The organism is Stenotrophomonas sp. SKA14 (genome assembly GCF_000158575.1).
GTDB lineage: Bacteria > Pseudomonadota > Gammaproteobacteria > Xanthomonadales > Xanthomonadaceae > Stenotrophomonas > Stenotrophomonas forensis.
Window position 1 is genome coordinate 680269 of record NZ_DS999412.1, and the last position, 13321, is coordinate 693589.

Below are 13321 nucleotides of genomic sequence, written 5' to 3' on the forward strand. Positions count from 1 at the left end.
CGGTGGGTGCCGACCTTGGTCGGCACAAAGGCCTTCATCCACGCATGGCGTGGATCTACCGGGGCGGGAGGCCTTGGTAGGTGCCGACCTTGGTCGGCACAAAGGCATGCAGCATCGCGATCAGATGATTCGTGCCGACCAAGGTCGGCACCCACCAGAAGCAGACGGTGTTGCGTTACGCCACGCGGCCGCGGCGGGCACGCTCCAGGTGCACCAGCAGCAGCGAGATCGCTGCCGGGGTCATGCCCGGAATGCGCTGCGCCTGGCCGATGGTCTGCGGGCGCACGCGTTCCAGCTTCTGCAGCGCTTCGGCCGACAGCCCGCGAACCGTCGCGTAATCGAAGGCCTCGGCGATCGGCGTGGCTTCATGCCGCTGCTGGCGCTCGATCTCCTCGCGCTGGCGGTCCAGGTAGCCGGCGTACTTCACGCCGATCTCCACCTGCTCGGCCACCTTGCCGTCGGCCACGGCCGGGCCCAGCGACGGCACCTGCATCAGCTGCGCGTAATCCAGCTCGGGGCGCTTGATCAGGTCCAGCACGTTGGTTTCGCGGCTGACCGCCACGCCCAGCGTGTCCTGCACTTCGCGGCCCAGCGCATTGGCCGGGGTTGCCCACAGTGCGCCCAGGCGCGCGCGCTCGGCGGCGACTGCGGCCTGCTTGGTCTCGAACGCGCTCCAGCGGCGGTCATCCACCAGGCCCATCTCGCGGCCGGCCGGGGTCAGGCGCTGGTCGGCATTGTCCTCGCGCAGCTGCAGGCGGTACTCGGCGCGGCTGGTGAACATGCGGTACGGCTCGTTGGTGCCGTGGGTGATCAGGTCATCCACCAGCACGCCCAGGTACGCCTCGTCGCGACGCGGGCACCAGCCGTCCAGCCCACGCACCTGGCGTGCGGCGTTGAGGCCGGCCAGCAGGCCCTGCGCGGCGGCTTCTTCATAGCCGGTGGTGCCGTTGATCTGGCCGGCGAAGAACAGGCCGTTGACCAGCTTGGTTTCCAGCGAAGCCTTCAGCCCGCGCGGATCGAAGAAGTCGTACTCGATCGCGTAGCCGGGGCGGGTGATGTGCGCGTTCTCGAAGCCGCGGATGCTGCGCACCATCTCCAGCTGCACGTCGAACGGCAGCGAGGTGGAGATGCCGTTGGGGTAGATCTCGACGATGCCCAGGCCTTCGGGTTCGACGAAGATCTGGTGGCTGGCCTTCTCGGCAAAGCGCACCACCTTGTCCTCGATGGACGGGCAGTAGCGCGGGCCGATGCCCTCGATCTGGCCGCTGTACAGCGGCGAGCGGTGCAGCGCGTCGCGGATGATCTGGTGGGTCTGTTCGGTGGTGTGGGTGATCCAGCAGCTGACCTGCTGCGGATGCTCGTCCACCGAGCCGAGGAAGGACATCACCGGGCGCGGCGTGTCGCCGGGCTGCTCGTCCATCACGCTGTAGTCCAGCGAGCGGCCATCGATGCGCGGCGGCGTGCCGGTCTTCAGGCGGTCCACCTGGAACGGACGCTCGCGCAGGCGCGCGGCCAGCGTGGTGGCCGGCGGGTCGCCCATGCGGCCGGCGGCGTACTGGGTCGGGCCGACATGGATCTTGCCGGCCAGGAAGGTGCCGGCGGTCAGCACCACGGCCTCGGCGTCGAAGCGCAGGCCGGTCTGGGTGATGACCCCGCGCACGGCGTCGCCTTCGATGACCAGGTCATCGACGGCGGCCTGGAACACGGTCAGGTTGGCCTGGCCTTCGACGATGGCGCGGATCGCCATGCGGTACAGGTTACGGTCGGCCTGGCAGCGGGTGGCGCGCACGGCCGGGCCCTTGGAGGCGTTGAGCGTGCGCCACTGGATGCCGGCGCGGTCGGCGGCATGCGCCATCGCACCACCGAGGGCGTCGATCTCCTTGACCAGGTGACCCTTGCCGATGCCGCCGATGGCCGGGTTGCAGCTCATCGCGCCTACCGTCTCGATGTTGTGGGTCAGCAGCAGGGTGCGCACGCCGGTGCGGGCCGCGGCCAGCGCGGCTTCGGTGCCGGCGTGGCCACCGCCGATGACGATGACGTCGTAACGATGGAAGGACGGGTTCATGGGGGCTGTTCAGCTGGGGGCGGGCGCGGCCGGGGCGGCGCCGGGGTGGCGATTTTAGCGCCATTCGGGGCTGCGGCGTCGGCGCCGACGGGCCGGCGTGGAAATCAGCCCTAAAGTTGGCAGGATTTTTGCAGATAACCCAATAGCACCCACCGTGGCTGGCGCCGCAGGCGCCGGTGACCGGAATTGGAACAGGGGCCGGTACAGGCGCACGGTGGGGAAGCAGAGGGCCGGCAGTCGGGGGACTGTCCGGCCCTGTTTTTTTGGGGGGTTACCGGGAAAGCTCCATCCACGCATGGCGTGGATCTACGGATGCCTCTCCTCCCCAAAACAAACGGCCCCGCATTGCGGGGCCGTCTGCCTTCAGAGGTGCCGACATCCGACAGGGCCGGAACAGGGGGGATCCAGATGTTCCTGTCGGATATCGACGTAGAGCTTTTTGCGGCGGCCCGTGTCGTTTTTGTCACATTGTGACGCGGGCCGTCACTGCCCGCGTAGAGTGCGGCTTGGACCGTGTGAAATGCAAGATGGTTCAGCGCTCAAGTGTGCGCTGCGTCGCACGATCCATGTTGCGCCAAGGGGAGCCGTTCATCCTCGGCGCACTCGGCGCCGGGGCTGGCCGGGCCTGCGGCGCAGGCGCAGACGGCTGCACGCTGGACTGCGGCGGGCGACGCATCGAGTCCATGTTCCGCCACGGCGAGCCACCGTTGTACGACGGACGCGACGGCGGCGGCGGGCGGTTCTCGCCACCGTTGCCAGGTGGACGCGGCGGCGGCCGATGGTTGTGCGGCGGCCGGTAGATCGGGCGCGAGTAGTACGGATTGCCATAGCCGCCGTAATAGCCGCCGTAGCCACCGTAGTACGGGTAACCATAGTTGTAGGGATAGCCGGCCGGGTAGCGGTACTCCACCGACGGCGCACCGTGGTAGTAGCCGCCGCCCCGGCCACCGCCGACGTAGTCGTAGGTGGCGCAGCCGGTCAGGGCCAGCATCAGGCCACCGGCAAGCATCAAGCGCATTTTCATGGTGGGTCCCCCCAGAGGACGGGTGTGCAGTCAGCTTCGTGCGCGGGCATTGAATCGGCCCTTAATTCCGCTGGCCAGGATGAATGGAGGTGAAGGGCTGCATGCTGGCATGACGTGTGCCCCGGTCGCCAGCGCGGGGGCATACGTTAATCTTGCGTCATGAGCGATTCACTGTTGCCCCGCGCCGACGACGTCCTGCTTGCTGCCGCGAGGATCGCCCCGCATGCCAGCGTGACCCCGGTGCTGCGCTCGCGCACGCTTGACGCGATGGCCGGGGCGCAGCTGGCGTTCAAGGCCGAGCACCTGCAGCGCGGCGGCGCATTCAAGTTCCGTGGTGCCTGCAACGCGGTGTGGTCGCTCGATGCCGATCGCGCCCGTGCCGGCGTGGTCACCCATTCCTCCGGCAATCATGGCGCCGCGCTGGCCCTGGCCGCGCGCACCCGTGGCATTCCCTGCCACGTGGTGGTGCCCGAAGGTGCGGTGGCGGCCAAGCTGGCCAACATTGCCCGGCACGGTGCCACGCTCTGGCGTTGCCCGCCGACCATCGCCGACCGTGAGGCCACCTGCGCCAAGGTGCAGGCCGATACCGGCGCAACCCTGGTCCACCCCTATGCAGATCCGGCGGTGATGGCCGGGCAGGGCACCGCCGCCCTGGAACTGCTGCACAGCGATGGCCCGTTCGATGTGCTGGTGGTACCGGTGGGCGGCGGTGGCCTGGCCAGTGGTACCGCGCTGGCGCTGCAGCATGCCAGCCCGCAGACCCGGCTGGTGCTGGCCGAACCGGCCGGCGCCGATGACACCGCACGCTCGCTGGCCGCCGGCGCGCGCCAGGGCGCGTTCACCCCGGACACGTTCTGCGATGGCCTGCGCACCCTGATCGGCGCCCCCAACTTCGAGCTGCTGCGCGCGGCGGGTGCGGAGGTGATCGTGGTCGATGACGCGGCAACGATGGCGGCGATGCGCCTGCTGTGGGACGTGCTCAAGCAGGTGGTCGAGCCTTCCTCGGCGACCGTGCTGGCCGCGGTGCTGGCGCAGCCGCAGCGTTTTGCCGGGCAGCGCGTGGGCCTGGTGCTGTCCGGCGGCAATGTCGACCTGCCCGCGTTGCGCTGGGGGACACCTTGAGCCGTGACCGGCAGCGGCATCGCACCGGCCCGTTGGGCTGGTTGTGGCGGCTGTTCGTGGTGCTGGTGATCTGGCTGCTGGGTGTGACCGCGTGGATCGTCTGGGTGGGTGAGCGCGACCAGGCGGCCAAGGCCGATGCCATCATCGTGCTAGGTGCAGCGGCCTATGACGCCAAGCCGTCGCCGGTGTTCGAAGAGCGCATCCGCCATGGCCTGGATCTCTATGAGGCCCAGTACGCGCCACTGCTGATCTTCACCGGAGGCTATGGCGGCAGCGGCGCGCGCTTCTCCGAATCGCAGGTGGCGCGGCGCTACGCGCTCAAGCACGGGGTGCCGGATGACGCGATCCTGATCGAGACCGCCTCGCGCAATACCGTGCAGAACCTGATCGAAGCCAAACGGTTGATGGACCAGCGCAACCTGCACCGCGTGATCATTGTCAGCGACCCGCTGCACATGGCGCGCGCGCTGCGGCTGAGCAAGGCGCTGGGTATCGATGCACTGGCCTCGTCCACGCCCAGCACGCGCTTCCGCAGCTTCCATACCAGCTGGCGTTTCCTGGTGCAGGAGATCTATTTCTTCCACCGCGACCTGGTGCGCCCGCCGCTGAGTTCGCCGGCCAATACCTGAGGCGGAAGCCCGCTTCTGGTGGGTGCCAACCTTGGTCGGCACACTGCCGGCGGCACCGCGATCTGACGGGTTGTGCCAACCAGGGTTGGCACCTACCAGAGCAGTGCGCGTGCATGAATCGGTAGGTGCCGACCTTGGTCGGCACCCGGCAGGCGGCACCGCGATCTGACGGGTTGTGCCAACCAAGGTTGGCACCTACCAGAGCAGTGCGCGTGCATGAATCGGTAGGTGCCGACCTTGGTCGGCACACGGTCGGCGGCACCGCGATCTGATGGGCTGTGCCAACCAAGGTTGGCACCTACCAGAGCGGTGCGCGTGCATGAATCGGTAGGTGCCGACCTTGGTCGGCACACGGTCGGCGGCACCGCGATCTGATGGGCTGTGCCAACCAAGGTTGGCACCTACCAGAGCGGTGCGCGTGCATGAATCGGTAGGTGCCGACCTTGGTCGGCACACGGCCAGCGGCACCGCGATCTGACGGATTGTGCCAACCAAGGTTGGCACCTGCCAGAGCGGTGCGCGTGCATGAATCGGTAGGTACCGACCTTGGTCGGCACACGGCCGGCGGCACCGCGATCTGACGGGTTGTGCCAACCAGGGTTGGCACCTGCCAAAAAGCAGATTCGCGGTCGTTCGATCAGGTCTGCTTGCGCCGGATTGGAATCGCCGACACCGGCACCGAGGCCACGTCATGCCCGCCTTCGCGGATCGGGGCACCCGGGTCCGGCGCCCAGGCGTGGGCGTAGATCACTTCCCAGCTGCTCGGCAGCTTGCCGTCGGCGCGGCGCATCGGCTCGTACGCGGCGGCGGCAGCAGCGAAACGGCCACGCCCGGTCAGCGTGTGGCGGCGGTCCGTCCGCGCGTTGGTGGCGCCCATCGCGCGCAGCTCGCGCATCAGCGAGGGCAGATCGTCGTAGGTCAGGGTGAACAGGTCGCGGTCCAGCACCGGGTCGCGGAAGCCGGCCATCATCAGCGCGTCGCCGAACTGGGCAATCTGTGCGAAGCGGCTGACGTGCGGGCGATCGTCGGCAGCGGCGAAGGCTTCGTTGAGTTCGACCAGCGTCTCCGGGCCGAACGTCGAGCACAGCAGCAGGCCGCCGGGCTTGAGCACGCGGCGGAACCCGGCGAACACCGCAGGCAGGTCGTCCACCCACTGCAGGCACAGGTTGCTGAAGATCACGTCCACGCTGTTGTCGGCCAGCGGCAGCGCGGCGGCGTCGCCGCACAGGCGCTGGAACGGCTTCCACCAGCCAGCCTGGCGCTTGGCCTGGTCCAGCATCGGCAGCGCCACGTCCAGCGCGATCACCTGCGCCTTCGGCCAGCGCTTCTTCATCAGCGCGCTGGCATGACCGGTACCGGCGCCGACGTCCAGCACCACCTCGGGCTTGCGTGCCTCCAGGTAGTCCAGCGACTCGATCAGCCGCGACTGCACCTCGCGCTGCAGGGCGGCGGCGGCGTCGTAGCTGTTGGCGGCGCGGGCGAACGCGCGGCGGACGTGGCGGGCATCGAAGTGGGACGGCATTGCGAAAGTCTCTTAGAACGTACCGGGGTAGGCGCCGCCGTCGATCAGCAGGTTCTGCCCGGTGAAGTAACCGGCCTGTGCACTGCACAGGAAGGCGCAGGCGGCGCCGAATTCGTCCGGCGTGCCGAAGCGGCCGGCGGGAATCTGCTGGCGTCGGCGCTCGGCTACTTCGCCGGCGTCGCCATCCTTGCCCGCACTGTGGGCGAAGTTGGCGCGCAGGCGGTCGGTGTCGAACTTGCCGGGCAGCAGATTGTTGATGGTGACGTTGTGGGCCACGGTGCGGCGCGACAGGCCGGCGACGAAGCCGGTCAGGCCGCTGCGCGCGCCGTTGGACAGCGCCAGGATGTCGATCGGTGCCTTCACCGCCGACGAGGTGATGTTGACGATGCGGCCGAAACCGCGTGCGATCATCGCGTCCACGGTGGCGCGGATCAGCGCGATCGGCGCCAGCATGTTGGCGTCCAGCGCAGCGATCCAGTCGTCGCGCTCGAAGCTGCGGAAATCACCCGGCGGCGGGCCACCGGCATTGGTGACCAGGATGTCCACCTGCGGGCAGGCGGCCAGCGCGGCGCTGCGACCGGCTTCGGTAGTGACGTCGGCGGCGACGGTGCGCACCTCACCGGCGCCGGGCAGGGCGCGCAGTTCCTCGGCCGCGTGCTGCAGTGCCGCCTCGCCTCGGGCCACGATCACCACGTTGACGCCCTCGCGGACCAGCGCGCGTGCGCAGCCCAGGCCGAGCCCCTTGCTGGCGCCGCAGACCAGTGCCCAGCGGCCGTTGATACCCAGATCCATGCGTCAGTCCTGCGCAGTTCGGAAGGCGCTCATTGTCCGCCATCGGCCGGTGACAGGCCGGCAACGAAGTGTTGCAGGGCAGCGGCGACCTCGTCGGCATGGCCGAGGAACGGCGCATGGCCGCCGTGGGCGATGGTCAACGCCTGACTCTGCGGGGCCAGCGCCGCAGCGGCCTGCATCGCGGCCGGCGACACCAGGCGGTCGCGCTGGCCGGCGATCCACAGGCTGGGCGTGCCCAGGGTCGGCAGCGCGCCGCGCAGGTCGGTGTTCTCCAGCAGGCGCAGGCCTTCCAGCAGCGCACGTTCGGTGGGCGCACCGCGCTCGACCAGGCGCTGGCGCAGGGTACGCAGCTCCTCGCGGGCGTGTGCCGAGCCCATCACGTCCAGTGCCAGGAAGCGTTCCAGGGTGCCGCCGAAGTCGGTGGCCAGCTCACGCCCGAACTGCTCGAACACTGTCGGCTCCACTGCATGTGGCCAGTCCTCGCCGCGCACGAAACGCGGCGTGGCCGCGATCATCGCCAGCCCTCGCACCTTGGGCAGGGTCGCCGCCGCATGCAGTGCGAACAGCCCGCCCAGCGACCAGCCGCACCACACCGCCGGCGGCGTGGCCGCGGCAATGGCGTTGACCACGAACGGCAGGCGCAGCGGCGTAGTGTCGTCGCGGCTATGGCCGTGGCCGGGCAGATCGACCCGATGCAGGGTGAAGTGGTCGGCCAGGCGCTCGACCAGCGGCGCGAATACGCCACCCTGCAGGGCCCAACCGTGGATCAGTACCAGATCCGGCCCGCGGCCGGTCACTTCAATATGCATGGGAAAACGGCGGCAGGCTCAGGCAAAGGCGGGCAGCGGCGGCGGAGCCGCGTCGCGCACGGCCAGGGTCACGTGGTCGCGCGCGCTGGCGATGGCGTCAACCAGGCCGCGCACCTGTTCCGGCGTGTGCAGCGCGGACAGGGTGACGCGCAGCCGTGCCTTTCCCTCCGGCACCGTCGGCGGACGGATCGCACCGACCAGCCAGCCGGCCTGTTCCAGCGCCCGCGACATCGCCACGGCCGAGTGGTCGTCGCCACACAGCAACGGTTGGATCGGGGTCTCCGAGGCCATCAGGTCCAGTCCGTGGCGACGCGCTTCGCCGCGGAACAGCGCGATCAGATCAGCCAGTTTGGAGCGGCGCCAGTGGTCGCGGCGCGCCAGGCGCACCGCTTCCAGTGCCGCCGCCGCCATCGCGGGAGGCACGGCGGTGGTGTAGATGTACGGGCGCGCGGTTTCAGCCAGGTGCTCGACCAGATCGTCGCGGCCAAGCACGAGCGCGCCGGAACCACCCAGTGCCTTGCCCAGCGTGACCAGTTGCAGCGGCACGTCGTCCACGCCGAGTCCAGCGGCGGCTACGGTACCGCGGCCGTCACCGACCACGCCCACGCCGTGCGCATCATCCACATAGAACAGCGCCTGCTGAAGGCGCGCAACCAGTGACAGTGCACGCAACGGTGCGATGTCGCCATCCATGCTGAAGACGCCGTCGCTGGCCAGCATTGCCGCGCCATCAGGCGCATGCTTGAGCTGGCGCATCGCGCCCTCCGCATCCACGTGCGGATAGCGGCGCAGGCGCGCACCGGCCAGACGCGTGGCGTCGAGCAGACTGGCGTGGTTGAGCTTGTCCTGCACGCAGACATCGTTCTCTTCGCTCAACAACGCCTGCTGCACCGCCAGGTTGGCGGCGAAGCCACTGCCGAACAGCAGCGCACGCGGGTAGCCCAGCCACTCGGCCACCTCGCGTTCCAGTGCGTCGTGCATCGCGTGGTGGCCACAGACCAGATGCGAGGCACCGGCACCGGCGCCTTCGCGTGCGGCCGCGTCCTGCAACGCATTGACCACGCTGAACTGCTGGGCCAGGCCCAGGTAATCGTTGCTGCAGAAGCCGGTCAGCCACTGGCCGTCCACCTCCAGGCGCACGCCATCACGACGGCTGACCGTGCGTCGCGGGCGGCGACGCCCCTGGGCATCGCGCAGGGCGCGCTGGGCATGAAGGCGAGCGGTCAGGTCGGGGCGGGCCATGGCGGCTGAATGCGGCGACGGGGCGGCTAGGGTAGCGCGTTGCCGCGACGCCTGCCTGCATCCCGTCTCAGGCCGCGTGAGCGCAGCCGCAGCCGGGCGCATCGGCGCTGATGTCGGCGTGTACGGTGCCGCCGTGGTCGTGGCCCTCGGCATCCACCTGCACCGCCATCGGCTGCAGCCCCAGCCGCGCGAACAGGGCCAGGTCGCGCTCGCTTTCCGGGTTGCCGGTGGTCAGCAGCTTGTCGCCGTAGAAGATCGAATTGGCACCGGCAATGAAGCACAGCGCCTGCAGTTCGTCGCTCATGGCCTCACGCCCGGCCGACAGCCGCACCATCGAGCGCGGCATGGCGATGCGCGCCACTGCGATCATGCGCACGAATTCGAACGGGTCCAGCTCGGCACTGCCGTGCAGCGGCGTACCCGCCACCTGCACCAGCTTGTTGATCGGCACCGAATCGGGATGGGCCGGCAGCGTGGCCAGCGCCAGCAGCAGGCCGACCCGCTGCGCGCGCGTCTCGCCCATGCCGACGATGCCGCCGCAGCAGGTTTTCAGGCCGGCGTCGCGCACATGTTCCAGCGTATCCAAGCGGTCCTGGTACTGGCGCGTGTGGATGATCGAATCGTAGTAGTCCGGCGCAGTGTCGAGGTTGTGGTTGTAGTAGTCCAGGCCGGCATCCTTCAGCGCACGCGCCTGTTCGCCACTGAGCATGCCCAGCGTGGCGCAGGTCTCCAGGCCCAATGCCTTCACCCCGGCGATCATCGCCGCCACCTTCGGGATGTCGCGGTCCTTCGGCGAACGCCATGCGGCGCCCATGCAGAAACGCGATGCGCCGGCGGCCTTGGCCTGGCGTGCCTTGGCCAGCACCGCGTCGGTCTCCATCAGCTTCTGCGCGTTCACTCCGGTGCTGTAGCGCTGCGCCTGCGGGCAGTACGCGCAGTCCTCCGGGCACCCACCGGTCTTCACCGACAGCAGCGTGGAGACCTGTACCTGCGACGGGTCGAAATGCTCGCGGTGGACCGCTGCGGCGCGGAACAGCAGCTCGGGGAACGGCAGATCGAACAGCGCCTGCAGTTCGTCGTGTTGCCAGTCGTGGCGGATGGCAGCAGCCATGGCGGGACCTTGGGTACGAATGGAGCGAGGGCGGCAGTGTGGGTGGGTGTGCTCAGGCTGTCAACTGTTATGTATATTTAGTGGTTTACAGGGCGATCATGCAATCGAAGTCGATGGATGCGCCGCATTTCACCGCATCCTGCAAGGCTTCCGGCCACAGTGGCCGCTGCCCAACGCAAGCGCTGGCGCGCAGACTCGTTCCCATGATTGATCTTTACCGCCTCCGCGGCCGTATCACTGCGCTGGTCCTGAGCGAGGCCTGGCGCCGCCGCGCCGCACTCTGGGGCGGCGCCGTGGCTGTGGCACTGGTGGCGATCCTGTTCGCCAAGGCCAGTGATGCGGCCTTCCACCTGTTCCAGCGCATTACCTCGCACTCGCCGTGGTGGGCCCTGCTGCTCACGCCTGGCATCTTCGCGTTGCTGGCCTGGCTGACCAGTGGCGTGCTGAAGCCCACGCGTGGCAGCGGCATTCCGCAGGTCATTGCTGCCCTGGACAAGCCGGACGCGTCGTTCCGGGAGGCCAACCTTTCGCCTGCCGTGTCGGCCGGCAAGCTGCTGCTGACCTCGCTGTCGCTGCTGGGCGGTGCATCAGTGGGGCGCGAAGGCCCGACCGTGCATGTGGGCGCCAGCCTGATGTATCTGTTCGGCCGCTGGTTCGGTTTCAAGGACCCGCGCGAGCTCTCGCACTTCCTGCTGGCCGGTGGCGCAGCCGGTATCGCCGCCGCCTTCAACACACCGCTGGCAGGCATCGTCTTTGCCATCGAGGAGCTCAGCGGCCGTTTCGAGCATCGGTTCTCCGGCACGCTGCTGACCGCCGTGATTGTCGGCGGCGTGGTGTCGCTGGGACTGCTGGGCAACTACACCTACTTCGGCCATATAAGTGCGCGGTTGCCGCTGGGCCAGGGCTGGCTGGCGATCCTGCTGTGTGGCGTGGTGGCCGGGTTGCTGGGCGGAGTGTTCGCGCGTGCGGTGCTGGCCAGTGCGGCCGGTCGTCCGCGTTGGCTGGGCCAGCTGCGGCAGCGTCATCCGGTGCTGCTGGCCGCCGGATGCGGCCTGGTGGTGGTGCTGCTGGCGCTGGTCTTCGGTGAAGGCGCGTTCGGTACCGGTTATGAGCAGGCGCGCAGCCTGGTGCAGGGCCAGGCGCTGGTGGGCCACGAATTCGGGCTGATGAAGCTGCTGGCCAATCTGGCGTCCTATGTGGCGGGTATCCCCGGTGGCCTGTTCTCGCCGGCGCTGGCGGTCGGTGCCGGCCTGGGCCACAACCTGGCGGTATTGATGCCGGGCGTGGACCCGCGCGCGTTCGTGCTGCTGGGCATGTGCGCCTACCTGACCGGCGTGACCCAGGCGCCGCTGACCTCGGCCGTGATCTCGCTGGAGCTGACCGACAGCGGTGATCTGCTGTTGCCGATCCTGGCCACGGTGCTGATCGCCCGCGGTGTGTCCGGGCTGGTATGCCGGGTGCCGATCTATCGTGGGCTGGCAGAGCTGTTGATGCCCGCGGTTGCTGCACCGCCCGATCCTGCGAACCGCGAACACACGCGCTAGCGGGGAGCGGCGCGTGGGGACGCGCTGCGCTCCGGTGCGTGATTCCGCCTACTGATGCGCAGTGGCGGACAGCGCCGACGCGGTGGCAGGCGGTTCACCGATGGCGGCTCCGGCGCTGGTAGAGAAAGCATGGGGCATGCCCATCCACGTCCTGCATTCCGCAAGCGCAGCCTCCCATGCGTTGCTGCGCGTACTGCTGCCGCTGCGCTGCCTGGTCTGCAGCGATCCCGGCCACGATGGCCTGGACCTGTGCGCCGCCTGTTTCGCGGCACTGCCGTGGTCCGGCCGCGCTTGCCTGCGCTGCGCATTGCCGCTGCCCGACACCGCGCTGATCGTCTGCGGCAGCTGCCGTGAAGAAGCACCGCCGCAGGCGGCCACCCATGCCAGCCTGTTGTACCTGCCGCCGGTTGACCAGCTGCTGGTGCGCTACAAGTTCCATCAGGACCTGGCAGCCGGTCGCCTGCTTGCGCAGCTGATGCAACGCACGCCACCGCCCTGGTCGTGCCCGCCGTTGGTGCCAGTGCCGCTGCACAACCGCCGCCTGCGCCAGCGCGGCTACAACCAGGCCGCCGAGCTGTGCCGGTTGCTGCAAATGCCGGTCTGGCACGGTGTGTACCGGCGCCGCCACACCGCGCCGCAATCCGAACGCAGCGCCGAACAGCGCAGGGAGAACCTGTTCGATGCGTTCGATGTGCGCGGGCCGGTGCCTTCGCGGCTGACCGTGGTCGATGACGTGATGACCACCGGCAGCACGCTGATGGAGATCGCCGAAACGCTGCGCTGCGTGGGTGCGGAAGAAGTGCGTGCGTGGGTATGCGCGCGGGTGCCGTGATCGCCCCCTTCATCGCCAGGGTCTACGATGAGTCAGGTTCCGGATCGAAGGAGTGGCCGTGAATTCCCCCTTGTCTCCCTTGTTGTCGGCGGTTGGCCGTAGCTGGTGGATCCTGCTGTTGTATGGACTGGTCGCACTGGGCTTCGGCATTGTTGCCATCGGCTGGCCGCTGTCGGCGGCGATGGCACTGGCGTGGACGCTGGGTGTAGTCGCCATCGTTGAGGGCGTCATCAGCCTGTTCGCACTGATCAGCGGCGGCAGTGGCGCTTCCCGCGGCTGGCTGGCGCTGTATGCCATCGCTTCGCTGGGCTTCGGCATCCTGGCGGTGATCAATCCGCTGGCCACCGCCAGCGTGCTGGTGTTGTTCCTGGCGGCGTGGCTGCTGGTGGCCGGCATCTATCGCATCGTGTTTGCGATCCGGGTGCGCAGGCAGATCCAGGGCGAGTGGTTGCTGATACTCAGTGGCGTGCTGGCGGTGGTGCTGGGCCTGCTGTTTGCGGCCAACCCATACGCGGGGGTGGCGGTGACCACGCTGTGGATCGGTATCGGCAGCCTGCTGTACGGGCTGCTGCAGGTGCTGGTGGCGTTCAAGCTGCGGAAGCTGAAGTGAGGGCTCTGCTTGCGCTGGT

At 68.9% G+C, this 13321-nt stretch carries 12 protein-coding genes; 5 read left to right on the forward strand and 7 right to left on the reverse strand.

Annotated elements, in window-relative coordinates; translation table 11 throughout:
* Positions 1-175: 175 nt before the first annotated feature.
* Both mnmG and SSKA14_RS03105 read right to left on the reverse strand, forming a co-directional pair.
* Positions 176-2065, reverse strand: coding sequence for a tRNA uridine-5-carboxymethylaminomethyl(34) synthesis enzyme MnmG (gene mnmG, locus SSKA14_RS03100; RefSeq protein WP_008265915.1), 1890 nt, complete (start codon positions 2063-2065; stop codon positions 176-178).
* 532 nt (positions 2066-2597) lie between these two features.
* Positions 2598-3089 (reverse strand): hypothetical protein, encoded by a 492-nt coding sequence (locus SSKA14_RS03105; protein WP_040006928.1) that lies wholly within the window; start codon positions 3087-3089, stop codon positions 2598-2600.
* A 159-nt stretch (positions 3090-3248) separates the two neighbouring features.
* Between SSKA14_RS03105 and SSKA14_RS03110 the strand changes: the two genes are divergently transcribed.
* The gene (locus SSKA14_RS03110; RefSeq protein WP_008265645.1) at positions 3249-4211 is read left to right on the forward strand and encodes a pyridoxal-phosphate dependent enzyme; all 963 of its coding nucleotides are present in this window, start codon (positions 3249-3251) and stop codon (positions 4209-4211) included.
* Positions 4208-4840, forward strand: a complete 633-nt coding sequence (locus tag SSKA14_RS03115) for a YdcF family protein (protein WP_008266775.1) — start codon at positions 4208-4210, stop codon at positions 4838-4840. Before SSKA14_RS03110 ends, SSKA14_RS03115 begins: the two co-directional genes overlap by 4 nt.
* A gap of 637 nt (positions 4841-5477) precedes the next feature.
* Here the strand turns inward: SSKA14_RS03115 and bioC are convergent.
* From bioC to bioB, 5 genes are all read right to left on the reverse strand, one after another.
* Complete coding sequence (gene bioC / locus SSKA14_RS03120; RefSeq protein WP_008265762.1) at positions 5478-6362, reverse strand: malonyl-ACP O-methyltransferase BioC; 885 nt, start codon at positions 6360-6362, stop codon at positions 5478-5480.
* 12 nt (positions 6363-6374) lie between these two features.
* Positions 6375-7154 (reverse strand): SDR family oxidoreductase, encoded by a 780-nt coding sequence (locus SSKA14_RS03125; protein ID WP_008266316.1) that lies wholly within the window; start codon positions 7152-7154, stop codon positions 6375-6377.
* Positions 7155-7183: 29 nt separating this feature from the next.
* Complete coding sequence (gene bioH / locus SSKA14_RS03130) at positions 7184-7963, reverse strand: pimeloyl-ACP methyl ester esterase BioH (RefSeq protein WP_008265498.1); 780 nt, start codon at positions 7961-7963, stop codon at positions 7184-7186.
* Between the two features lie 18 nt (positions 7964-7981).
* The gene (gene bioF, locus SSKA14_RS03135) at positions 7982-9205 is read right to left on the reverse strand and encodes an 8-amino-7-oxononanoate synthase (RefSeq protein ID WP_008265718.1); all 1224 of its coding nucleotides are present in this window, start codon (positions 9203-9205) and stop codon (positions 7982-7984) included.
* 67 nt (positions 9206-9272) lie between these two features.
* Positions 9273-10316: a biotin synthase BioB gene (gene bioB, locus SSKA14_RS03140; protein ID WP_008267789.1), complete on the reverse strand. Its 1044-nt coding sequence runs from the start codon at positions 10314-10316 to the stop codon at positions 9273-9275.
* A 203-nt stretch (positions 10317-10519) separates the two neighbouring features.
* Between bioB and SSKA14_RS03145 the strand changes: the two genes are divergently transcribed.
* From SSKA14_RS03145 to SSKA14_RS03155, 3 genes are all read left to right on the forward strand, one after another.
* On the forward strand, positions 10520-11860 hold the full coding sequence (locus SSKA14_RS03145; protein ID WP_008267580.1) for a chloride channel protein: 1341 nt from the start codon (positions 10520-10522) through the stop codon (positions 11858-11860).
* Between the two features lie 136 nt (positions 11861-11996).
* A complete protein-coding gene (locus SSKA14_RS03150) occupies positions 11997-12692 on the forward strand; it encodes a ComF family protein (protein WP_040009279.1) in 696 nt (231 codons plus the stop codon).
* Positions 12693-12750: 58 nt separating this feature from the next.
* Positions 12751-13302 (forward strand): HdeD family acid-resistance protein, encoded by a 552-nt coding sequence (locus SSKA14_RS03155; RefSeq protein WP_040006931.1) that lies wholly within the window; start codon positions 12751-12753, stop codon positions 13300-13302.
* Positions 13303-13321 lie beyond the last annotated feature (19 nt).